The sequence below is a fragment of the Acaryochloris sp. CCMEE 5410 genome (genome assembly GCF_000238775.2).
Classification (GTDB): domain Bacteria; phylum Cyanobacteriota; class Cyanobacteriia; order Thermosynechococcales; family Thermosynechococcaceae; genus Acaryochloris.
In genome coordinates, this window is record NZ_AFEJ02000002.1 from 1,052,287 (window position 1) to 1,076,873 (window position 24,587).

General features: G+C 48.8%; 16 protein-coding genes and 1 pseudogene. 7 read left to right on the forward strand and 10 right to left on the reverse strand.

Features of this window, described 5'->3' with window-relative positions:
* Positions 1-9 precede the first annotated feature (9 nt).
* Positions 10-870 carry a hypothetical protein gene (locus ON05_RS25705; protein WP_262562366.1) on the reverse strand — a complete coding sequence of 287 codons (861 nt, stop codon included), beginning with the start codon at positions 868-870 and terminating at the stop codon, positions 10-12.
* Between the two features lie 352 nt (positions 871-1,222).
* Positions 1,223-2,923 (reverse strand): tetratricopeptide repeat protein, encoded by a 1,701-nt coding sequence (locus ON05_RS25710; RefSeq protein ID WP_010467542.1) that lies wholly within the window; start codon positions 2,921-2,923, stop codon positions 1,223-1,225.
* Between the two features lie 239 nt (positions 2,924-3,162).
* On the opposite strand from ON05_RS25710, the gene ON05_RS25715 reads away from it, so the two are divergent.
* Complete coding sequence (locus ON05_RS25715) at positions 3,163-3,513, forward strand: hypothetical protein (protein ID WP_010467544.1); 351 nt, start codon at positions 3,163-3,165, stop codon at positions 3,511-3,513.
* 13 nt (positions 3,514-3,526) lie between these two features.
* On the opposite strand, the pseudogene ON05_RS25720 reads toward ON05_RS25715, so the two are convergent.
* Positions 3,527-5,171 (reverse strand): annotated as a pseudogene (locus ON05_RS25720) (IS1182 family transposase).
* A gap of 213 nt (positions 5,172-5,384) precedes the next feature.
* Between ON05_RS25720 and ON05_RS25725 the strand changes: the two are divergent.
* Positions 5,385-6,017: a ferritin-like domain-containing protein gene (locus tag ON05_RS25725; protein WP_010477107.1), complete on the forward strand. Its 633-nt coding sequence runs from the start codon at positions 5,385-5,387 to the stop codon at positions 6,015-6,017.
* Positions 6,018-6,210: 193 nt separating this feature from the next.
* Entirely contained in the window at positions 6,211-6,978 is a 768-nt protein-coding gene (locus ON05_RS25730) for an isoprenyl transferase (protein ID WP_010477105.1), read from the forward strand.
* Between the two features lie 54 nt (positions 6,979-7,032).
* Here ON05_RS25730 and ON05_RS25735 read toward each other — a convergent pair whose 3' ends face one another.
* The 4 genes from ON05_RS25735 to ON05_RS25750 all read right to left on the reverse strand — a co-directional run bounded on the left by ON05_RS25735 (position 7,033) and on the right by ON05_RS25750 (position 11,398).
* Positions 7,033-7,602 carry a hypothetical protein gene (locus tag ON05_RS25735; RefSeq protein WP_010477103.1) on the reverse strand — a complete coding sequence of 190 codons (570 nt, stop codon included), beginning with the start codon at positions 7,600-7,602 and terminating at the stop codon, positions 7,033-7,035.
* 115 nt (positions 7,603-7,717) lie between these two features.
* Entirely contained in the window at positions 7,718-8,281 is a 564-nt protein-coding gene (locus ON05_RS25740; protein WP_010477102.1) for a hypothetical protein, read from the reverse strand.
* 98 nt (positions 8,282-8,379) lie between these two features.
* Positions 8,380-9,960, reverse strand: a complete 1,581-nt coding sequence (locus tag ON05_RS25745; protein WP_010477100.1) for a Na+/H+ antiporter — start codon at positions 9,958-9,960, stop codon at positions 8,380-8,382.
* Positions 9,961-10,042: 82 nt separating this feature from the next.
* On the reverse strand, positions 10,043-11,398 hold the full coding sequence (locus ON05_RS25750; RefSeq protein WP_029315455.1) for a GAF domain-containing sensor histidine kinase: 1,356 nt from the start codon (positions 11,396-11,398) through the stop codon (positions 10,043-10,045).
* Positions 11,399-11,886: 488 nt separating this feature from the next.
* Here ON05_RS25750 and ON05_RS25755 point away from each other — a divergent pair, with 488 nt between their 5' ends.
* The 3 genes from ON05_RS25755 to ON05_RS25765 all read left to right on the forward strand — a co-directional run bounded on the left by ON05_RS25755 (position 11,887) and on the right by ON05_RS25765 (position 15,341).
* Complete coding sequence (locus tag ON05_RS25755) at positions 11,887-13,644, forward strand: ShlB/FhaC/HecB family hemolysin secretion/activation protein (protein WP_029315454.1); 1,758 nt, start codon at positions 11,887-11,889, stop codon at positions 13,642-13,644.
* A gap of 24 nt (positions 13,645-13,668) precedes the next feature.
* Complete coding sequence (locus tag ON05_RS25760; protein WP_236619073.1) at positions 13,669-14,466, forward strand: CorA family divalent cation transporter; 798 nt, start codon at positions 13,669-13,671, stop codon at positions 14,464-14,466.
* Between the two features lie 143 nt (positions 14,467-14,609).
* Complete coding sequence (locus ON05_RS25765; protein WP_010477091.1) at positions 14,610-15,341, forward strand: hypothetical protein; 732 nt, start codon at positions 14,610-14,612, stop codon at positions 15,339-15,341.
* Positions 15,342-15,358: 17 nt separating this feature from the next.
* Here ON05_RS25765 and ON05_RS25770 read toward each other — a convergent pair whose 3' ends face one another.
* From ON05_RS25770 to ON05_RS25780, 3 genes are all read right to left on the reverse strand, one after another.
* Positions 15,359-17,611, reverse strand: a complete 2,253-nt coding sequence (locus ON05_RS25770; RefSeq protein ID WP_029315452.1) for a heavy metal translocating P-type ATPase — start codon at positions 17,609-17,611, stop codon at positions 15,359-15,361.
* Positions 17,612-17,688: 77 nt separating this feature from the next.
* The gene (locus ON05_RS25775; RefSeq protein WP_010477087.1) at positions 17,689-18,291 is read right to left on the reverse strand and encodes a Uma2 family endonuclease; all 603 of its coding nucleotides are present in this window, start codon (positions 18,289-18,291) and stop codon (positions 17,689-17,691) included.
* A gap of 92 nt (positions 18,292-18,383) precedes the next feature.
* Positions 18,384-21,572, reverse strand: a complete 3,189-nt coding sequence (locus ON05_RS25780; RefSeq protein ID WP_010477086.1) for a cyclic nucleotide-binding domain-containing protein — start codon at positions 21,570-21,572, stop codon at positions 18,384-18,386.
* 278 nt (positions 21,573-21,850) lie between these two features.
* On the opposite strand from ON05_RS25780, the gene ON05_RS25785 reads away from it, so the two are divergent.
* Complete coding sequence (locus ON05_RS25785; RefSeq protein ID WP_010477084.1) at positions 21,851-24,583, forward strand: cation-translocating P-type ATPase; 2,733 nt, start codon at positions 21,851-21,853, stop codon at positions 24,581-24,583.
* Positions 24,584-24,587: the final 4 nt, after the last annotated feature.

Here is a 24,587-nt window from a genome sequence, read left to right on the forward strand (position 1 = left end):
TAGCTAGCCTTAAGCAACCTGCAACCAAGCTAAGCAGTACTGAATTGCAACAATGGCTCCATAAACTCCTACGCTGATCCAAACTAAAGGCATCCCCCTCCATGGGCGAATTTGAATGATTCCTGGCGGTAAAAACAACAGTTGAAACTTAGCAAAAGACTCACCTTCAAGCTGCTGATCTGCTTCGTCTACTGAGGAGGCAATGGTCGGTAATGGTGTTAAATCAACATTATTTGCTGACGTTGCGTTCATTGGCTCAAAGAAAATTTTGGATCTAGTAGGGTTAATGCCTACTAGGTAGGAAAGTTTACCGACTGATGAGCTCAATTCTGTTGCCCACAGTTGAGTTAAACGGGCGTATAGCTTGTTGCCCAAGGAGCGACTTTTTCTATATCCAGTAATATCTGGTGCACAAGCTAAAGCCGTTTGCAGAATATTTTGCTCTGACTTTTTGTGTAAACAGCAAAAGGCAATCGCCTGAATTGCAGGATAGAGATAAATAATATTCGTCAGAATAGGAAAGGGGAGAGAAATATATTGTTGGGCTAAAACGCTCAATACCAATGGAATGATAGCCACTAAGGTTGTTATGAGTGGGATTATCATCCACCACTTTGCAGAGGCAACATAGGCTTGCAAGATATACCACTGTAAGAACCCAGCAATAACAGTCGCCCCAAGCAGCGCCATATACATGGCGGTCAGTTCTGTAGCAGCATTGCTTCTAGAGCTAGATAAGTTCTCTACAGTCCCAAACAAAAGCTCATCGAATCTCTTGTCAAAAGCAAATTGGAGCGTGTTAAACAATGTACTCCCTACAGCAACCGCTAGAATCCACTTCCAGTCCGGAAAGTACTGACGAAGAATCAACCATTGGGCCGCTCCCATAAATGTTCCACCGATCAGTCCAGCAATGATAATGAATTGCATCGGATTTTGTTGCCACAGGTGAACAAAGGGAGCTTGCCCTGTTACGATGTTGGCTGCATAAATGCTGACAACAGTGGCAAATAGATACAGGCTGATGAACCCCAGCCTATCGAAAGGTTTGATAACCAATCGCTGAGCATTTGCGAAGTTATAGGATATCGGCATGAGACAATAGCACGGCTCCAGCTATATCAAGTATTCATAGAGTACGTGCAATTGCCAAAATTTCTAAAATTTAGCCCTTAAGAGGCTGCTTCTCTTTTCTGAACAACGTGAGGCTCACCAAAAGCTATTAGCGGGATTTAAGTAACGCTTGAGCCTTAGGATGCTCCAGTAGTGCAGTGGTCTCCTTCAGTAACCGTTTGCCTAACACTTGGCTTAGAAATCCTTGATTTGTCCAGGTTCGTTCAAGTTGTTTAGCTGTTTTCAATTTCTGTAAAGCCTCATTTTCTCGACCTTGAGTTAATAAAGTCGCACCAATCAACAAATGAGCACCAGCAGACTCTTCGGGACTAGCTTTAATGGCAGCTTGCCAGTCTTGGATTGCTCCAGGAACTTCGGAGTTCTCATAGCGGGCAATTCCTCGATAAATATAGGTTTTACCCTCTTTCGGTTTTAGCTGGATAGCCTGATCGTAATCAGCTATTGCCTTCGCTACTTCTCCCTGTCGAAACTGTAGCCGACCGCGGGTTTGATAGGCTGGCGCGTAGGTTGGATCGATGGTGAGGGCTTGCTTGAGATCCAACAAAGCGCCGCGAATATCTTGTTCTAGCCAGCGAGTGAACCCTCGATTTTTATAGGCTTTGGCTAATCCCGGATCTAGACGCAAAGCCTGATTGTAATCGTCAATTGCTTGGGTTCTGGCACCCAGATAGAAGTTGGCTAATCCACGATTATTGTAAGCAGTGCTGTCTTCAGGATTGAGCTTAAGAGCTTCACTAAAATCTCTCTCGGCCCGCGAGGCCCCAGACTGTAAATTTCGATTAGGCTTGAGTGCCTGGGCTAAATGGACTGACCCGCGACTGTTGAAGAACAAAGCGTTGTAGGGATCGATGGCGATCGCATGGTTCAAATCCACCAACGCTTCCTTATAGTTACCTCGCTGGTAATGGGCCAATCCTCGGCCATGTAGCGCTACGGCTTTGCGATCGCTCCCCAATACCTGATTAAACTTAGAGACAGCTTTACTACTCTCGCCCCGACCAAGCGCCTGTCCTGCTTCCACCAACGCTTGATCGACGGAGGCCGGAAGGGCGGGTTTAGCAGGTGGCACAACAAAACCCAATTCTAGATTGGCATCTTCAGCTTTTTGCAAAAACGTATTGATGGGAATGCCTAAGTTAAACCCTGTTTTGACGTAGATATCTGGATTTAGATTCGGATTTTGGGCTTGAGGCGTTGTATCTGCTCGACCATGAATCCCGATCAGTTGACCTTGGCTATCTAAGACTGCGCCACCACTCATCCCTGGCAAAGTGGCATTGGAATAGACCAATCCATACCCATCCCGTAAAGGTCGTACAGCATTCGCTGTAATTTGTCCGGCTGTAAAGTTGTAAACCACCTCATTGATGGCGGCGGTCTTACCTGGGAATCCGGCAACATAGCAGGGCATTCCCGCAGAAATCTGCTGGGCATTACCCACTTCTGCCACTTTATAAGCCTGGCTACTAGAAAATTGAATCAACGCCAGATCGACATTGGGCAGCCGCTGGATGGTTGTATTTGCAATCGGATGTCGAGCCCGATCGGGGGTGACAACCTCATAGGTATCTTCGCTGCCCACCACATGGGCTGCCGTTAGCACTGTGTAGGTGTTCCCATCCTGCTTGATAATCACACCAGATCCAGGAGCTTGACTATCAACTCGGACCGTGACGTTGCGGGCAATTTTGGCAACCTCAGCCGCACTCAACGCATGACTGATCTGGGGCTGTGCAATCACCGCAGTAACCCCTATCAAAACAGCTGGAAGACCAGGAGCAAATTTCATTTTATCGATCGCAGTTATGGTTGTTAGTCACTATTAGCATGCCCGAACGATCCCGTCGTAAAGCTTACCTGTCATAAACCGTAAGGATTTTTCCATGGTTAAAATTACTACTTTCAGCTGTCGTATCACCCACTCATCAGGATCTGCAATTTTGACCATCAACCTAGATCCGACTTTCCGACTTTTAAGTCCCGACTCTGGCCGACTGACTTCTGGATAGTCCTTGCTTAGGCTATTGGATGCAAGCTACCCCGGAAAGTGCCATGACTCCCACGTTATTGTTCAATCCCTCGTTCCTTGACCCATCTTCATCCACCCAAGTGTTTGAATCGGCTCCCATTCCCCACCGACTCAATCAACTGATTCAGACTTATTTGGCCACTGATATCCTCAACGATAGGCTGCAGGATTTATCCCAACAATTCCAAGATCCCCAACCCCGACCTTGGCAACCGCTTAACTGGAATCAGATTGAACCAGATCAGATAAGGGGAATTGATCCCCTTATTTTTTTAGCTATTCTTGCGGGCAGTATTGGATGCTGTTGGCGAATGTACTACGAGAGATTTTTTTGTATTATCAAAACCTGAAAATTTGTCAATTCTAGGGAGTGGCTAACGCTGCAAATCGCGATGTCCGGGTTTGAGCATGCGGTGTTCCCTGCAACCATGAAACAATGCGTTTTACATTGATCGCAGTACTTGTGAGCACATGCTGCAAGCGCGTTTTAGCTAATCCTAAATAGCGAGATCGCCTCATTCCAAAGGCATTGACTCCTTGCGAAATAGTCCCTTCAATCCCCGCTCGCTTGTTATAAGTCTGTTGCCATTCTTCTGTATTTTGTTGCTTTCGAACCTCTTGCAATGCTTGATGTCTTTTTTTAGTACGTAGGGTCAGAGACCTCGCTTCAGTGGGGGAACGAGTACATAAACCACGATGCTGACACAATCGACAGTCTGTCCGGGAGAACTTGACAACAATCACTCGGTTGCCCCAAGCATCTTTTGCTCCTTTCCAAGTTCGGCTTTTTTGCCTTGAGGACAAGTCACTCGTCGCGTATTCCAATTGATCTTGAATTGGTCTAAATCATATGCTTCAGGGTTTTGGCTTGCCAACTTGAGTTGGGTCGTGTGGGGCCAATTAATGTCACTTCATATCGACTTTGGCTTGTTACAAGCAATTCACTATCAACATAGGCTGAGTCGACAATATGTTCACTTGGAAGTAAGTCTTTGAGTTTCAGTGCCTTGTGTACTTTTTCAGTCTGATCGACATCAGCAAGATGAGCATGGGTCGTCAGGACATTAGTAATCAGATGCATCTGATTCTCGTCACAGGATTCTGTTAAATGTACCTTGTAACCAACCCAGGTAGTGGTTCTCTTATTGGCATAGTGAGCCTCAGGGTCATAGGGTGAATCGAAGCGCTGACCTGCAGGAGGTAAATCCTTCGCGGGGCGAAGCCGGACTTTGCCGCGTTCAACGAAGTATTGATGGACCCAAGTCAGACGCATAATCTCAACAGTTTGAATCTGGCGCAGATGAATAGGAGTAGTTTCATCCCAAAGCTTTTCAAGCAACTGCATCCCATCCCTGCCAATCATTTCAGCGTGTTTTTGGCGTGCTGCTATTCCCTTAGGCAGATGATACTCTTCTACTGGTAATGCGTAACGGCCATACCAATCTTGTGGAACCCATTGCTGCAACCAATCAGGATCAATTCCAGCGATCTCGTTCAGCACCGCTCGCAAGGTTTCTCCAATACCTTCAAGTCGATTCAGCATCCGAATATGAGCGATGACATGGGTGGCGTCTGTTCGTTGCTTACCACCTGCTTTGAGCCATTCTTTCTCTTGGCATCGTTGCAACAAGAGATCGAGTAGATGCTGTTCCGTATGACTTTGGATAAGACGCTGACGGAATTCACATAGCACCGAGAAATCAAATCCTGAATCGGTTAATTCTAGTCCTAGCGCATATTTCCAATCAATTCGACTGCGGACAGCATCTGCTGCCTTCCGATCAGTCAGTCCTTCCATAAACTGCATGACACAGATTAGAGCTAAGCGCCAGGGACTAATAGCAGGTTGACCTTGAGCTGGATATAAAGCTGAGAAGTCTTGATCGGTGTAGATGGTTCCTATCTCTTCTCTTAAAGCCATGAACACATTGCCTTTAGGGAATGCAGCATGTGCAACACGAATAGTTTCTTCAGGTATAAAACCAGGAGCATGCGGTTGAAGTGACATAGTGTTGAGAGTTCTGATAACGATTAGTTTGGATACTCAACTAATTATCAGTGCTTATTTTTGTACTTTAGATAGCAAAGTGAAATCAGGTTTTGATAATACAAAAAAATCTCTCGTAGTACATTCGCCAACAGCATCAGTATTGATACAGAAACCCCTATTCGCGGCTATACCCAAACCAGTCGCCAATATCTCTTTCCCCTCCATCCCCCCATGGCTCGATTTGTGGGCGGTACCGTTAATGACCAAGGAGACTTAGTGGAGCTGGGACTTTGGGAAAAGGAAGAACGCCAACATTCCCCCGCACTACAGCGGTTATATACCCAACTGTCTGGGTTAAAGCTAATGCCTTTGCCCCACGATCCCAAACCTTATGAGCCCACGGATAATCTCCATCAAGATCTGTTCGAGCATGGTCTCCATCGCGTGGCGACGGAATATGGGGCTACTTGCCTGTATGTGTGGTTAATGGCGCATTCAACGGGGCCATTGCATCAGGTGTTAGCTGAGCTATTGATTGACGAAATTAACCATATGACCAAATTTTGGGGATTTGGGCGCTGGGCTTATCCTCACACCTCAATGTTTAAGATTCTGGTGACTTTACTCTGCCCCCAGTCGAGAACAACGAAACAAAAACCTAGTAGTTTTAGTCGTACCCTGAAACGGATGATGCAAGTACTCCACTGGGAAGCCTGGTCTTTACCCAATAAGTTATCCCTTTTATGGACCTTTGTTTATGTTTTATGGCATCTGTGGCGATGGAGTCGCTCTTTGAACCCAGACCAGCTTAATCGCTGGTTTGGGCAGTCCCCAGAAACTCCTTGTCCTTCCACTGGCATTTAGTTCTAGCCATGCTCTTCAGGTCTCTACTCGGTCGTCTCTTTCTTTGTTTACGCCATTAGACCTTGACAATCCTGGTCAGAGATTGTTAGACCAAACTACTGACCGGGGAATTATTACGAACAGAGAATAACTTCCTCTGACTTGTATGGGCTCCTGATTTAACCAATTGATGTCACTGACACCTGCTGTATTAATGAACAACTTCGATTACGTTACTCGCCCTACAGATTTAGATCCTGATTGTTTACCCCAACATGTTGCCGTCATTATGGATGGCAACGGTCGCTGGGCCAAACGCCAAGGGTTTCCCCGGATTGCGGGTCATCGCCAAGGGGCACGGACTCTCAAAGATTTAGTGCGCTGCTGCAAAGACTGGGGCATTCCCACCCTGACGGCCTATGCCTTTTCGACAGAAAATTGGCGTCGCCCCCTAGAGGAAGTCGACTTTCTTTTGGTCTTGTTTGAGCGCCTCCTTCGTCAGGAACTGGCTGAAATGGATCGTGAAGGGGTGCGAATTTCCTTTATCGGCGATTTGTCTCCCCTACCCTCTTCTCTGCGGAAGGAAATCGATCGAGCGGTTTTAGCAACGGCCAATAACCGGGCTGTTCATTTCAATGTGGCGGTGAATTATGGCAGTCGAGCCGAACTGACCCAAGCCTGTCGTCAAATTGCGGAGCAGGTTCAGCTGGGTAATATTGAGCCAGGGGCGGTGGACGAGCAACTGATTGAGCAATATCTCTACACCGCTGGCACCCCTGACCCTGACCTGTTGATTCGCAGCAGTGGCGAACTCCGCTTAAGTAACTACCTGCTGTGGCAGCTAGCCTATACAGAGTTTTATTTTACAGATGTGTTCTGGCCTGATTTCGACCGGGCGGTTTTTCATGAGGCGTTGCAGCACTACCAGATGCGCGATCGCAGATTTGGAACGGTTAAACTCAAACAGCCCTGCGCAGGTTAAGTCTTTCCGTCAACATCTGAAATGGAAGGTGGCCACTGGTCAATAGACTTGAGTCTAGAGTCGTCCCTTCCGACGTCTTAAGGTATTGAACTCATCATCGAGACTGTCATGCTTCTGGGTATCGCCTCCAGTTACTCTCAGGAAGCCAAAGTACATGACCCCTGTCAATCCCAGTAGTAAGAAGACGAGATACTGAAACGGAATAAACGAGAAAATCACGATTCGCGTGGACTTTAACATCCATGCGAGGCCTAGATATCCGGCTGCGATTAAGGCGATGCCCTGCACCATCCGCGCCACAGGCACCTGACTCAAAGGAAGACGTTGCTTAGTGACCCAAAATGAAATGCCCACGTAGTAACAAGGGGCCAGCATTAACAAAATGTCTGCTTCCTTCATTACCCGCGCCCAACCGCCGTTGTTGGTGGCGAACAACAGGTAGCCAACTGCTAAAACCAAGCTTAAGAGGGCCATCCCCAAATTAAAGCTCAAGACAAAGGGTTCCTCTTTCTGTCCTGGGATCACTACACAGATTGCCAGCGCCACCCATGGCGCAAACAACATAATCCCCAAGAGCAACGGTTTGTACTGAGTTAAAAGTGAAAACAGGTCTTGAAAGGTCATGTCCTTCCTTGTGTGATGGAGCCTCCACCCCCAGTGTGCCCAATCACAGAAAGGGAATGATGAGCAGCTTATTTCCCAGATTCAAAATGAATGCTATCGGCATATAAATTGAAAGCTAACGCTTAAATTTCTTCTTGGGTTTCGCTGCTTTCTGCACCCGCCAAGACGTTTCGGTACCCATTTGGCCGACTTTAGTGAACACAAACCCATATCGCTCAAACTTAGGATACTTGCCCACGGAACGTCGAGAAAGACCGAGGGCCATAGATAAATCGGAAGTGGGTAACAACCACTCATGGGTTGCCGCCTTCTCCAATAGATCTAGACGATTAAGCAGCATTTTCAGGGGGTCAGGTCGAGTGGAAAAAGCGTCTAAAAACGTAGCAAAATTCGTATTCTGAGCCATAGGAGCGGTTCCGTCGTCGGCAGCAACGGTCAAGGCACCAGCCCCCACCGATGAGGGCTGTTCCGTAAAATCATGAATGGTTCCGCCTGCTTCAATGTGATCGCCGAGGGCATCTAATCGCACGACATCAGCAGGCGTAATAAAGGCCCGCCGTCCCACTTTGGTGGGTTGTAATTCCAATGCCGACAGACGATTGTAGAGGGCTGATCGCTTAATGTTATAGCGCTCTTGTAGCTGGCTGACCGGAATGAGTTCAGCAGAATCTTTAGCCATGATGTCTGAAAAACGTTGAGGAACCTTGTTAGCTTAGAATACTCAAAATTGAGGGCTATGCTAAGGGACCGTTGTTTTCCGTTACATCCAAGCTCTCTTTAATCCGGGATAAAGACCTCTGCCAAGAAAGGAGCCAATTCCTTATTGAGGCGACCTGCTCGGACAAACTCAGCATAGGTATCTGCCTCAATGGCCAGTAATTCTTCTTTCAGTTGTTCTGCCGTAAATTCCTTTAGTTCAGGATATTTTTTTTGCATGTCGTCCAATTCAGACTCCAGTTTGGCCAACTGTCCCTCGACTAAGGCTGTCTGATACCGATAGAACTCAGGTTCAATCCCCGGTCTAGCGTCCCCTTTCTCTAGATAATCTAAAACGCGGGAGAGGGCTGCTCGGCGAGCAGTCGCAGCCAGATAATCCTGTTGTTGGGTCTGATCGCTAATTAATCCCAGTCCTTGGAGAAGAAACTTCGTCGTGAGTCCTTGCACCAACAAGGTGAATAACACGACTCCAAATACCGTGGCAATAATCTCTTCTCGTTCCCCTAACACTGCAGGCACACTTAAGGCCAGAGCAATGGATACAGACCCTCGCAGGCCGCCCCACCAGAGAACCGTCTGATCTTTAATGGGAATCTCGGACTTTGCGGTGACATTACTAAATAGGCCCAGAACATAAATGGAGATGGCCCGAGTCACCAGCATTCCCAAAATAGTGACGACGATGGTTCTTAAGTTATTCCCTAAGATGGCAAACCGAATCTGATCCCCAATCAGTAAGAACACGATGGAGTTGACAAAGAAAGCGAGAAAATCCCAAAACTCTGTGACAATCAATCGAGTTCTAGGGTTCATGCCAATCCGAGAACCGAAATTACCTAGCACCAAGCCTGTTGTGACTACACCGATGACGCCAGAACCGCCCAAGTCTTCCGTTAGCAGATAGGTGCCATAGGCTGATACGAGAGTTAGGGACTGCTCCACTAGGGGGAGATCAAACCGTTGGGTAAGGTAGGAAATGCCAAACCCAATTAGAGAACCAACGCCAATACCAATACCAATGACCGCCAGTAGTTGTCCCAACACCTGAGATGGCTCAAAGGTACTGACTCCCAAGGGCAAACCCACCAGAAAGCTAAAGGCCACAACCGCCATACCATCGTTAAAAAGGCTTTCCCCTTCCATCAGGGTTTTAAGGCGTTTGCCTGCCCCCAATTCTCGAAATAGGGCAATCACGGAAACGGGATCGGTGGCTGATAAGCTGGCTCCGATTAACAATGCTGTGGTAAGGGAAATCCCGGCAAATTTGTTTAAGCCAAAGGCAACACCACCAATCGTGATCACCACGCCAAAAACGGCATAGAGACAGATAGGGAAAAGATCTTTTTTGAGGTCGGACCATTTCAGATTCCAGGCGGCTTCAAATAGCAGCGGCGGTAAAAAGATGGCCAGAATCAGCTCTGGGGATAAATCCACTAAGCGGACATCCACAAAAGCTAAACACAAGCCCACGATCACGAGCAGTAGTGTGTAAGGAATCTGCCGAAACCAGCTAAATACCTGGGGTAGCGTAGCAACACTCAACGAGACGGACAATACCAGCAAAAATTGTTTGAGATTATTTGCGATCGCATCTTCTGCTTCCATCGCCATCTCAGCCACAATCGGATTGCTCAACAGCATTCAGTACTATTCCCCACAAACATTTGCTTTGGCTAAGGACAACAGCACAAATAAGCCATTAGCCCCTTATAGGCTACCCTGTTCAGGCCAAAATCTTGACGTCACATTCTGGTAGTCTCACCATAAATGTGCTGCCTGGTGTTGCTCCCATCAGCGAATCGGGCTGATCAATGCGTGGACTAAAGGCTTGAATATCGCCCTGCATTTGTTCCATTAACGTTCTGGCAATGGCTAAGCCTAACCCAGTTCCTGGAATATCAGTTTGGGCCTGCACACCCCGATATTGCCGCTCAAAAACCCGTGTTAAATCAGCCTGAGGAATGCCGGGGCCGCTATCGCTAACCAACAGAAATTGGGCCGGTTGACGGCCCTCAGTCACTTGGCGACAAACCTCTACTTGGACCTCGCCACCAGCTGGAGTATATTTCAACGCGTTATCAAACAAATTGCTACAGACCTCCCGCAATGCGCTCAGATCGGCGTTAATCGGGGGCAAATTACTTGGAATCCTAACCGTGAGCTGTAAGTCCTTTTGCTCTACTCGTCCCACCGCTGATTGGATGAGGGGTTGAAGAATATCTCTAAACTGGCAAGGCTGCAGATGTAGTTCATCTTCCCCTAACGGCAGCGAGGGAGGTAAAGCCGGAGGGGTGGGCTGTGGCGTTGAGCCCCAAGCATCGGTTTCAAATGGCTCAATGGCCGCTTCCCCTATATCAATCGCTCCATCAAACTGGCGGAGCATTTCTTCTAAGCGATCGCTTTGCTCCACAATACTGGCCGCAATTTTGCGATTATTATCATCTTCCCCAAACCGCTTGTGGAGTAGCTTACCTAAGGTTTTTAAGGCAGTGAGGGGATTACGAAACTGATGTAACAGATTCGACAGAGTTTGGTGTTGTTCCGACTGCAATGCTCGCTGCTGATATTGGGCATTCGCGAGCCATTGGGAGCGCTGATCCAGAATACAGGCCAGGGCTAAGGTATCCGCAATCTGCTGCAACTGAGATTGTTCTACCTTGCTCCAAGAACGATGCTCACGGGCAGCGACCAGCAATCCCAACACCATCTCTTCATGAATCAATGGAATGACGACTTGTTGGGCCTGGGATAAGGCCAGGGCTGAAGTGGAGAGCGTATTCTCTGACCAGAATTCTTCCTTGTCTAGCTCAGACAAAATATTAGTTTGGCTAGACGTTAGGGCAGGATTGGGATTCCGTGGCTGTTCAGGGTCGCTCGCAGGCAAACGTAGGGGAGCTGGCTGTAGGTTTTTCCCTGACTCTTCGGGATAGATAACAACGGGAATCAGCTCCCCTTGCTGTTGTGCAGGCAAATCTTTAGACAAGTACACTGCTCCCATGCTGGCCTGAAAGCTTTGCATCAAAAAAGTCACCTGTGTTCGACAGAGATTTGTGAATTCGATGCTAGCGGGCAACAACATAAGACAGGAGCAAACAAGGCTGGAGTGAGAGTCTCATCCTTACACACTCTAATAGATCTCTAGAGACTTGATCAGCTAATTCTAGGATAGGAGGGTTGACATAAAACACATTTTCTTCTCCATTTTATATTCCTAGAACAATACAAGAAAGTTATAAGAAATTCCCTAGCAAGAGCCTGATGATTTCATCAGTCTTTTTACTCAGAATTAGCTGTACTGGCAATAAGAACCTTGTACATGAAGAAGCGAAGTAGGCAGGATGAAATAAGATTCAGGTCCGCCTCAAAAAACGGCTCAAGCCTTCTTTTCTTACGAATCATGGAACCTTGAAGGTATAAGACAGGAAGTCATCAAACTGCTGAGAAAGATTTATTTTTGTTGAGTAACTGCGTATTTTTTAAGAGACATCATGATGTTAAAGTGAGCTTAATCAATATAGAATCACTTCCCTATTCCTAAGCTAATACAGTTACTGATAAACCCTAAAGATGGCTTCTGAATATCGTTTTATTCGCCTTCGCTTTCACCTACTCAGAACTTTATTGGGATTATGGGGACTTTATCTTCTACCGCTGAGGGTAAGAGCACAGACCGCCCCCGTGCCTCCACCCGATTTTAATCGTATAGAGCCAGAGATATTTCCTGAGCCAACACCCCCAAGCAAAAAAAAGTTACCTCCTTCGGAAGACTTGCTGAACGCTCCCCCTCAGCCAACGCCTCAGCCAGAATCCCCTGACAATCCAAACTTTATCCCTGTGACGAGATACCGTGTCACCGGTAACACGGTGCTAAGTGAAGAAGAGATAGAAACAGTTACTAAGCCCTTCACGGGGGATGCGGTTCCTTTCTCTCGATTACTTGAAGCTCGTTCTGCCCTAACTCAGTACTACATCGATCAGGGCTACATCACCTCAGGAGCCTACTTACCCGCAGACCAGGTGATTGAAGATGGGGTAGTGACCTTACAAGTCGTAGAAGGGCGACTGGAAGGGATTGAAGTCTCAGGTAACAAGCATCTGAAGTCCAGTTATGTCAGCAAACGACTCAATCTGGGGGCAGGGCCACCCCTGAATGTGAATGAGCTATTGGGGGCAATGCGGCTGCTTCAGATTGATCCTCTGATTGGCAACCTATCGGCTGAGCTGACTGCAGGCTCGGGGCCAGGCTTGAGCATTCTACAGGTGAAGGTAGAAGAAGCCCCCACCTTTGATGTGCAGTTTGTCTTGGACAATCAGCGTTCTGGTAGTATCGGTAGTTTTCAACGACAAGTGGTCGTCAGCGAGGCCAATCTGTTCGGGTTTGGGGATGGCGTGCGCTTAGGCTATGCCAATACAGACGGTAGCAATGAATTAGATTTTACCTACACCTTTCCCATCAATGCTCGCAATGGCACCATCAGTGCGAGCTTTAGCCAAGTTTGGAGTCGGGTGGTGGAAGAACCCTTCGACCAGTTGGATATTGAAGGGGTATCCCGAGATCTGAGTTTGACCTATCGTCAGCCCGTGATTCAAACACCCCAGAAGGAACTGGCCCTGGGAATTACCTTGGGCCGTCAAGAAAGTGACACCTCGTTATTAGGGATACCGTTTCCGCTGTCACCCGGTGCTGATGCTGAAGGACGCACCGAAATTTCCCAGCTTCGGTTATTCCAGGAGTGGACCCAACGAGGGAATGATTCGGTTTTAGCGTTGCGATCAGAGTTTGGCATTGGTCTAGATGCCTTTGCCACGATTAATCCCAATCCAGTGGCACCTGGTGATCCCAATATCCCTGATGGGTTGTTTTTCCTCTGGCGTGGACAAGCCCAATGGGTGAAGCAATTCGCCCCTGGCAATCTCTTGCTCCTGCGTTCAACGGCTCAATTTGCCGACCGCCCCCTAGTACCTCTGCAACAGTATGGTTTGGGTGGACTCAATAGCGTTCGAGGGTATCCCCAGAATCTCTTGCTGGTTGATAATGGTTTATTTGGTTCTGCCGAGTATCGTTTACCCCTAGCTCGGTTTGGCGATAACCAAGAAGGATTATTGCAGCTTGCCCCATTTTTTGATGCAGGCCATGGCTGGAGTAATACAGATGGGTCGAGAACTGAGACACTAGCAGCTGTGGGTTTGGGCCTCAGATGGCAGTGGTCAGATTTGATGTCAGCTCGTTTGGATTGGGGAATTCCGATCCTCTCTGTTGGTCCAGAAACCAGTGGTTTTGATGATAGCCAGCTCTTCTTTTCGATTGTGGTCAGTCCGTTCTAGGTATCGCGGGTCTAGGTCATTCCATTGCTCTCTGCATTAATGACCGTGCAGGTGGGCAAATTGGGAGTAAAAGACCTTACTAAAAAAATGACGATGCAACTGCCTGCCAATTGGCAACTACCCGATGAAATCAAACGTCGTTTTGGCCAAAAGGGAGCGGGCAAACAACGTGCCATGCTAGCTGATGACCATCTGTTGCTAGTACTCCATAAGTTGCCACAGCCTGGAAGTCGACTACGGCAAGGGATTTTCTTTTGGCGCAACCCCAAAGGGGCTTGGAAATGCAGTGAGGGGGGAGAAGGGTTACCCCGGCTCAAGAAACATCTTAAAGACTACAGCAAAGCCGAACAGCAACTCAGTCAAGCGTATAGTCAAGCGGCCTTAGCTGAAGACTTTTTCCAAATCCTAGAAAACTTGGCACCGATCTGTCGGGCGGCTAAAAATATGATGGATACCCTGCAAGCAGCTCGGGAGGACGTTCCTGAGGATAGAGACATCATTGATCTAAGAGATTGGGCCAATGATTTAGACCGGACTTTGGATTTGCTCTATACCGATGTTAAAAATGCCCTGGAGTTTGACTTAACCCGACGGGCTGAAGAACAAAGTCGCCTCAGCTTGGAGTCAGTTCGTATAGCTCAACGCCTAAATCTTTTAGCTGCTGTGTTTCTACCCCTCACAGCCCTCTGCAGCTTGTTTGGCATGAACTTGCCCAACGGCTTAGAACGTTCGCCTTTAGGCTTCTGGATCATTTTAGGCTTCGGGATTGCCTTAGGGATCGCGACCCAACGGTGGATTCTCCAACCTGCTACTAAAACTTAACCCTTCGGTCTACCTGGATTAACGCCAGGGCTAGTGCCTCACCTTCTTCTCAGCAAAAGTCTAGGCCGATTTAAGCTAAGCTCCCAATCCAGAGTGGTAGAGTTGGTGCGAGTGAAGCTTGAATACACTGAGGGTAAAGCAACATGGTTAATCCTGGGATATTTCTCGCCATCGGTTTAGCGGTTGTCCATGCTTTTTTTTCCAAGCTCACTATCCCCAGCTTTATCCCTCCCCATCGGTGGCTCTCGTTTGCGGGTGGCGTATCCATTGGCTTTGTATTCTTAGAAATTTTCCCGGAATTGAGTCATGCCCAAGAAGAAATAGAACATGCGCAACTGCCAGTCATTGTTTATTTAGAGAATCATGTTTATCTTTTGGCCCTTCTGGGGTTAGCGGTCTTTTATGGATTAGACAGCCTGGTGTTGCAGTCTCGAAAAGCCAATCAGGAAGAGCAGAATGCTGATCGGGCTGGTACCGTTATTTTTTGGATTCACATCGGCGCCTTTGCAGCCCTTAATGTGATTTTGGGCTATTTACTGCAAGATTTAGGGGCCCATAGTCTATATACCTGCATCCTCTTTTTTGCTGCGTTGGCCTTGCACTTTTTTATCATTGATCATCATTTGTATGAGCATCATAAAACCCCCTATAACCAGCGGGGGCGGTGGTTGTTGGTGGCTGCGATTATTTTGGGGATGGTTTTAGGGCAAGCGGCCATGCTAGATAAGGCAGGCGTCTTGATTATTTGGTCATTTTTGGCAGGCAGCATTATTCTCAACGTGCTCAAGCGGGAACTGCCGGATGAGCAGGAGAGCTGTTTTATGTCTTTTATCATGGGGGCTGCTTTGTATACCGGACTGCTGTTAGCGAAATAGACTGTTAGCGAAATAGATTACTTCGGTTGAAACTGCCGCAGTCGGAGGGCATTGGTTACCACCGAAACGGAACTAAAAGCCATTGCTGCCCCGGCAATCATCGGGTTGAGAAGCAGTCCCCACAGAGGGTAGAGAATTCCGGCTGCGACGGGGATGCCGATAATGTTATAGATAAAGGCAAAGAAGAGATTCTGGCGAATATTGCTCATGGTGGCCCGGCTCAGCTGAATGGCCGTGACGATGCCCTGTAGATCCCCTGAAATTAAAGTGATGTCACTGGCGGCAATGGCAACGTCAGTACCTGTGCCAATGGCCATCCCTACGTCAGCCTGAGCTAAGGCGGGGGCATCGTTAATGCCATCCCCCACCATAGCAACGATGTTGCCATTGGCTTGGAGTTGCTGGATGGCGGCGGCTTTTTGGTCAGGGCGGACGTCTGCCTGGACCTGGTCAATATGGGCTTGGGCTGCGATCGCACCTGCAGTACGCTGATTATCCCCCGTTAGCATCACCACCTCTAACCCCATCCGCTTCAGGGTTTGGACCACCTCAATCGAGGTAGGTTTCAAGGCATCCGCAATGCCCATAATGGCTTCGAGTTGATGATCCACTGCCAGCCAAATCACGGTTTTGCTTTGGGTTTCCCATTGGTGAGCATAGGTCTGCAGCCCATCCGTTTCGACTCCCAAAGTCTGAAACCAGCGCTGGGTGCCTATATGAACCTGGTGGGCTTGGACTTGAGCTTGGACGCCTTGACCTGCGATCGCAGTAAAGTTTTGCGTATCACCCAGCGATACGTCCACGCCCTGGGCTTGAGCGTAACGAACCACAGCGTCAGCCAACGGATGCTCGGAGTGGCTTTCAACCATACCCGCTAGCTGCAAGAGATGAAGCTCATTGCCATGACTCGTGCCTTTTACAGTCATAAAGTCCGTCACTGTTGGCTTCCCTTCGGTCAAGGTGCCCGTTTTATCCAGCACAATGGTTTGAATCTGATGGGCCAGCTCCAAACTCTCGGCCCCCTTGATCAAAATGCCATGTTCTGCCCCTTTACCCGTACCCACCATGACCGAAGTAGGCGTGGCTAATCCTAAGGCACATGGGCAAGCAATAATCAGAACACCAACGGCTGTAATTAGGGCTAAGGAAAGGGTTTGGGTGGTGAGTAGCCAGACGATAAAGGTGATGACTGCAATAGTGATCACGGCTGGGACAAACCAGCCCGTGACTTGATCGGCTAAGCGCTGAATCGGCGCTTTCGACCCCTGTGCCTCTTGCACTAATTTGACGATCTGAGCCAAGACCGTCTCTTTGCCAACATGAGTGGCACGGAATTGGAAACTGCCTGTTTTATTGAGCGTTGCCCCAATCACGAGATCGCCGGGTTGCTTCTGGACGGGCTGGCTTTCTCCCGTTACCATTGCTTCATCTACGGTGGATTGACCTTCAATGATTTCACCATCCACGGGGATTTTTTCTCCAGGACGGACGAGGACGGTATCGCCAGGTTGCACAGCTGCGATCGCAATCTCCACGACCTGCCCATCCCGAATCACCCGCGCCGTTTTGGCCTGCAAGCCCATCAACTGACGAATCGCGGTAGAAGTTTGGCCTTTGGCTCGCTCTTCAAACCATCGTCCCAACAGGATTAGGGTAATCACCACAGCAGAGGTTTCGTAGTAAACCCCAAGGCCCTGGTTTGATCCTGCAGGGATAAAGGTCACAACTAAGGAATAGAAAAAAGCAGCACTGGTGCCCAAAGCAATCAACGTATCCATGGTGGCCGTTCGCTGCTTTAGAGCCTTGATTGCTCCACCATAGAAGGAATAGCCACACCAGAACTGAACTGGCACGGTCAGAACAAGCTGCAAGATGGGGTGATGGGACCAGGCTGGAATCCAGGTAATGGGTATACCCGTCATCATCGGCAATGACCCCACCATCAGCAAAACGCTGATCACGCCACCAATCAGTACTTTAAGCTGAAGGTGTTGAGAGGTTGGGGGGGAAGGACGCTGAGATAGGTTATCTGCGAGGGTGTACCAATCCTGATCGTCTAGAATCTCGGCCCTGTATCCAGCAGCGCCGATGGAGGCGGCCACTGCTGCGGGTTGAATTTGATCGGGGTTGAACTGAACCGTTGCTTGCTCAGCCCCAAAATTAACACTGCAATCTTCAATACCATTTAAATTCCTGAGGACTTTCTCGATATTGTTGGCACAAGCGGCACAGCTCATCCCGTCTAGCTTTAGTGTCAAAGTTTGGGTCATGTCAAACTCCTCCCCAAAGCAGGTTGCCATCAGGCTACCCCACCATAGGTAATTGGACTTTTAGCTCTAGCTTATCCTTAGGCCATCAAGATTTGACCCAGCGTCAATTGCAGCTCTGGGAAAGTCAAAGATTGGATCAGATCGTTTTCTTGAAATCGCTGGAATTGATAGTGGCTTTGGGCATCCAACTGGTAAACGAACACAGCAGGTTGTTTAGGGAAGCCCAGGTAAGTACGACTTCCCAAAGCAAGATAGTCCACAATCCAGTATTCTGGGATTCCTAATCTTTGGTATTCATCTAGTTTGTCTTCATAGTCGTCTTCCCAGTTGGTGGAAACAACTTCAACCGCAAGCTGAATCGGTTCCCGAAGGGCTGTATAAGCGGTCCGATTGGACCGCCAAATAGCTTGATCAACCACGCTGACATCAGGATGACGCCCTTGTTCTTGCCCCGTTTGGGTTTGGGTGGCCAAGACGATGCGATCCGATACTTTGTAGTTCATCTGGCATCGGCTCACTTCTGCCTTGAAGACATCCGCAATAAAACCAGCAATATCTTCATGTTGCCGAGTGGCCAATATGCGTACAATTTCTCCGTTAACTAGCTCATAAAATCCATCTTCTGGATATTGGTCCAGAAATTCTGTAAATGAGAGATTCCGTTGACTAGCAAGGGTCATGGTGCCGTCCTATCTCGTCGTCCATAGCATCATTCTGTAATGGCTTTATTTGATGCCAGAGTAGCTGATTCTATTTCTAGTGTAGAACCTGCTTACGATTGAACTTCTGAGAGTTGAGAAGTTTCAAGGGTTCCTAAAGATCGATAATTATCCGTTTCTCGAAGGCGCTGACTCAGGAATCGGCAAATTTCCAAAATAATATGGGGGCGCTGGGTCATTAGGCTAATAAAGCGGTTCTTCTCCAGCTTTAGCAATGTGCAATCTTCTAACGCGACAGCTCCATCCCAATGGGGGGCGTCATCAAACAAAGCCACTTCCCCAAAATATTCACCGACAGAAAGCTGCTTTAAATCGCGGGATTGGTCATCAATGTTTTTCACAATCTGAACCTTACCCTCAGCAATGATGTAGAAGTGAGTACACCAGCTGCCTTCTGAAAAGATAGTTTCCCCAGCCAGTTTTTGCTCTTGTTCTAGAGTTTGGTCAATCAGCAGTAGCTCATCCAGCGATAGATTCTTAAACAGAGCGACTTCTTTGAGCAGCAGCAGGCGTTTCATAAATTGATGGGTGGGTAAAGGATCTGGATCAACCGACAGAAAAATCTGTTCTGCCACGGTTTTGACCAGGGGATCTGGATCATTGACTAAAGCAGAGGGTACCCCCGCTAGGGCAATTAAAGCCCCGATCCGAATCCATCGATCCTGAGTTTCCAAGGCTTCTAACAGTAATTTATACCCTTTATCGCGCATCCATTGGGGTTCAACACAGCTCCGTCCACTCGTCGGCTCTTTTTTGACAAACTGTTCCAGCACGGGCAGAAGCGGTAAGACAAAGCGACGATTTTTCAAGGAAGCCAAGGCTTCGACCGCGCTGGCCAAATCCTTTTGCTCATTGGTGCTCAAAATCCGATTAATGGCGTTGACGGTGCGGTCATGGCCCAAACAGGCCAAAATGTAGAGCACCTTTTGCAAGAGGCGATTGTGAAAATCTTCAATGGCTAAGGCTAAGGGGTGCCAAGTGGGGTCTGTGCTGGGGATTTGCTGCTGCCATTTGCGAGTATGGACGAGCTGCTGAAATTCAGGCGCTAGGTGTTCATACAAGATCTTGCCGGCCTGGCGATTGCGCACCTGTCCGATGGCTGCGATCGCAGTCTTTACAACTTCCGTATCATCCGCAGATAAGCTCTCTTGGGCCATCAGCAATCCAGCCTTGCCATAGGCGGGCAAAATCTGAGCTGCCTGCTGTCGAACCCGAGGATCAGGATCTTCAAATCCTACGGCAATATGGGTGACATAATCAGGGACATGGACCACCCCCAATAGCTGAAAGGCTGCAGCTCGCACCAGCGGAGCAGGATGATCGAGGGCTGTAATGGCAATATCTGCGAGATCTCGGTCCCCCGCTTGGCCCAGAGTAGCAAGGATAGCCAAGCTTTCTTGCTGGATGCCAGGGTCGTCCTGGATCAGCAATTTTGTGAGCAATGGCATCAAGCTACGATCTTGGCTGCAGGCAATCACCCGCACAACGGCTTGACCCGCAGCTTCAGACAGACCTGAGTACCAGATTTGATCGCAGGTGGATTGCAGGGTCTCGTCCGTTTGGCCGACTTGATCGACGGCGACAGCGGCTAAGGACCGAATGGTTGGATCGGCTTCTTTTAAAAGGATTTGTAGCTGTTCTGCCGTAAAGGGATAACGATTGGCAATTAGTATCTCTAAGGCGGTGGAGCGGAGCGGTCCAGAGACAGTCAGAAGGCAGTCTTCGAAAATCGCGACGGTTTCTGGATCGGGATTCGTGCTGAATAGACGAACGATAGCCGTTTGCAACTCGGGATCATCCTGTCCTAGCAAGGGCTGGACATCCAGATAAAACTGGCTGGGTTGCCCCAATTGGGTTGCAAATTCCAGACCCTTAATTTGAGTGTAGCGATCGCTATCTTTGAGCAAGTCGCGAATCACCGCATTGGACTCTGCCGGAAATTGCGCTTGCACATCCCCCAGCTCATCCAAATTAATGGCATCCGAACGAATCATTTCTTCCAGGCCCTGGGCATAGTATTTGCCCATGGGTAAGCGCAGACCAAATAAGACGCAAGTTAGGCCAATGGCAATCCAGGAAATTTGGGCCAGGCTGAGAGAATGATGGCAGATCAATAGCAGTCCCCCCGCTGAGGTCAAGCCCACTGCATAGAAAAAGCCATCGCTGAGGGTGCGAATTCGACCGAGAAACTCTCGGGGAACGGCATTGTAATTAAGCTGATGAACCGGGATGTTGATGCTTTTGTAGAGGCCATCTCCGTTGATATGGAGGGCGACGGCAGCAGGCAGGCTGGTTTGCAGGACGATGCCAAACAGACCAAACAGGGTGGTTAAGGGATAGACCACATTCATGCGGGCCACCCCGACCCAGTGCAAAAGAGGACGGGTAAAGCAATAGAGCACCAGCACCTGAATAACGCTGACGCTCACCCGCATCAAGCCTAAGAAGCCGGTGAGGGCATCTTCCGTAAAGTTATTGGCGTAGATGCTAAACCATAAAAATTCGGCAGATAGGTAGATAATCACCAACAAAAAACTGCTGGCGGCTAGAAACAGCATCAGCGGGTAGCGCTTCACCAAGTCGGGAAAGGTCTTCAGGGCCTCGATCATGCCCACATTGTCTTTTTTGCCAACGGTTTCAATTTGGCGCTGGGTATTTTCCAGAAAGAACAATTGTGCGATCGCAATCCCAAAAATCACGGGTAACCCCAATAGGAGTTCTCGGGTCGAGAAAAAGTGTGATAGCAACGCCGTCAATCCCCCTCCAACCAGGGTTCCCCCCGCCTGGGCCATGCCAATGAACGGGGCATACCGCTTATAATCCAGAGCCGAAAAATAATCTGTCAGTAAGCTGGCATAGAGAATATTGTTATGAAAGTCCCACTGAAAAAAGACCAAAATCAGAACAATATAGTAGGTGGCGAGCCCGGTCTCAGCGAGCAGGAACCGCATGCCGACAGCCATTACTGCAGCCAGCATCAGCATGTAACGAAAGAGTTGAGGCCGACTATACCGATCTACGACTTGAGAAAACAGTGCATAGGCTGGGATTGAAAACAGGCCAATCAAGATAAAGGCTAAGGGCAAACCATCTGCGCCTACATGGGTGAGAAATAGTGAATTCGCCACCGCCATCTCAATGACGCTATAGGTGAGCACCACCACGGCCAAAAGCAATAGCTGAGCCAGACGTCCCAATTTCCACGGGGACGAACCAGACGGAATCTCAGCTAAGTTGACCATAAATACACTCTGCTAAATAACTTAATTTTGGCTTAATTTCCGTCTTAGGTGAATAATTCTGAGGCTGATCCCTGATGATCCCAAGCATGAACATTTCTGAGCCTAAAACATACCTGGATTGATCCAGATAAACTCAATGAATCGCAATAAGTTATCTCTCTTCTTGTCCACTATTTGGATATATCCTGCTCCTCAATCACTACAATTGGGGTAGAGCAATGGATCCCTGTCTTTGGTGGGGCGGGGGTAAAAGGCCATGCATTTAGAGGGAAGCCAGTATGGAGTGGTATCAACTGCATCCAGAGAACGTCCTGAATCATCTGGACACCTCTCTTGATCAGGGGCTTCCCCACACTGAGGCAGCGATTCGGCAACAGACCTATGGTCTGAATGAACTGATTGAACAAGGCCGCGAAAGTCCTTGGCAAATGCTGTGGAAACAGCTAACGGCCACCATGGTTTTGATTTTAATTGTGGCTGCAGTTCTATCGGGTTTGCTAGGAGATCTTAAAGATGCCCTAGCGATCTTAGCTATCGTTATTTTCAATGCTGGACTAGGCTTCTTTCAAGACTATCAGGCTGAAAAAGCGATTTCTGCTCTTAAAAAGCTGGCTGTCCCCCAAGTTAGAGTCAGGCGTCAAGGGGCCTGGCAGACAATCGGGGCTCAGTCTCTAGTCCCAGGCGATATCATCTGTCTTGAGGCAGGAAACTTGGTGCCTGCCGATGGCCGAGTCATTGATAGTGCCTCCTTACGAATACAAGAAGCATCACTAACGGGTGAGTCGGAACCCGTTGATAAGACGATTGATGCCTTAGCAGGTCAGTGCCCCTTAGCCGAACGCCACAATATGGTCTATATGGGGACTGCCGTTACCTATGGGCGAGGTCAAGCGGTTATCACTGACACTGGGATGAAAACAGAGCTAGGTCAGATTGCCGCAGCGATCCAAACGGCAAAGCCTAGCCCGACGTTACTGCAGCAGCGGTTGGATCAGTTTGGTAAACAACTTGCGATCGCAATCACAATCCTAATCCTCATTATTTTTCTCATAGGACTACTCCAAGGCGAAAACTTGCGGTTTATGTTTTTGACAGCGGTGAGTTTAGGGGTAGCAGCGGTCCCAGAGGGGTTACCTGCCATCGTCACCATTGCCCTAGCGTTGGGGGCTCAGCGGATGTTGAAACATCAGGCTCTGATTCGGAAGTTGCCTGCTGTGGAGACCCTGGGGTCCGTGACGGTCATTTGTTCGGACAAGACCGGGACCCTGACTGAAAACCGCATGACCGTCACAGATTTGGTCTTTGCAGATACAGAAATCACCCTCCCGACTACCGCCATACCCTTGACCCCCGAGCACCCTCCCCATCCAGGTGTGCAGCACCTCCAACCCCATCAACAATCGGCCCTCAATGTTATGTTGACCGGGCTGGCCCTCTGTAATGATGCCTGCCTAGAATCGGACCCTGAGCACCCTGACCACTATCGTTTTCTCGGGGATCCGACTGAAACAGCGTTGCTAGCCGTCTCAGCCCAGTTGGGCTCCTGGCCACCTCAATTCCGTCAAGATCTGCCTCGACATCAGGAACTGCCCTTTGACGCCAATCGCAAATTGATGAGCACCGTGCATCCGTTTAAGACAATGCCCTATCTGGAAGCCCTGGCTCAACAGGCTCCCGCGCCCCTCAGCTCCTTAAATCTGATGTTTACCAAGGGAGCCCTCGACCGTCTATTAGATTTATCCAGTCATATTTGGAGTCCAGATCGGGTCGAACCGCTCTCCGAGACGAAACGCCGCGAGATCTTTCAAATCCATGACCGCTTAGCCGCTGAAGGAAAACGTATCTTGGGGATTGCCCTGCGCTGGCTTCCCCAAAGTCCGAATGGGCTGTCCCCACAAAATCTGGAACAAGACTTAGTTTTTATGGGATTGGTGGCCATGATTGATCCGCCCCGCCCCGAAGCCAAAGACGCCGTGTTCTTATGCCAATCCGCAGGGATTCGCCCGGTGATGATTACGGGGGATCATCCGATTACCGCCAACGCTATTGCCCAACAGCTACAAATTTCCAGCCGCCCACCCCTGACTGGTCAAGACTTATCCCAGTTGAATGAAGCTCAGCTCTCTGAGTCTGTGCAGCAGGTTTCGATTTATGCTCGGGTCTCTCCTCAACATAAGCTGGCGATTGTACGTACGTTGCAGCAGCAAGGGCAGGTTGTGGCCATGACAGGCGATGGGATCAATGATGCCCCTGCCCTGAAACAAGCCGATATTGGGGTCGCCATGGGTATCACGGGCACCGATGTCGCCAAACAGGCCGCAGATATGATTCTGCTAAATGACGATTTTTCCACCATTGTGGCGGCCGTGCGAGAAGGACGAGTCATTTATGACAATATTCGCAAATTTATTAAGTACACCCTTAGCGGCAATTGTGGTGAACTGTGGGTGATCCTGATGGCTCCCTTGGTGGGGATGCCCATTCCGCTTCTACCCCTGCAAATTTTGTGGATCAATCTGTTGGCTGATGGTTTATTGGCGATTGGGTTGAGTGTAGAACCCTCAGAGCGCAACATTATGCGTCGTTCTCCCTACTCTCCGACCGAGAATTTGTTTAGCCGGGGTGTCGGTCGGGATATTGCTTGGATCGGATTATGGTTAGGCTGTCTGTTTTTAGGGGTGGGTTACTGGGGTTGGCAGTTGGATTTGGCCCAATGGCAAACCTTTATCTTTACGACCCTGGCGTTTTCTCGAATTTTTCTAGTTCAGGCCATTCGAGGTGAGCAAGAGTCTTTTTTCAAAATGGGAGTTTTGAGCAACAAGCCGTTACTTGGATCGGTGATCCTAACTACAGGACTCCAATTATTGGTCCTCTACAACCCAATGTTCCAAAAGATCTTCGAGACTCAGCCCCTTACTGTTATTGAGCTACTGCTCTGTCTTGGGGTTGCCAGCCTGGGCTTTTGGGCGGTGGAGCTACAGAAATGGGGGCTGCGCCAAAAAAAGCGCTAAATTC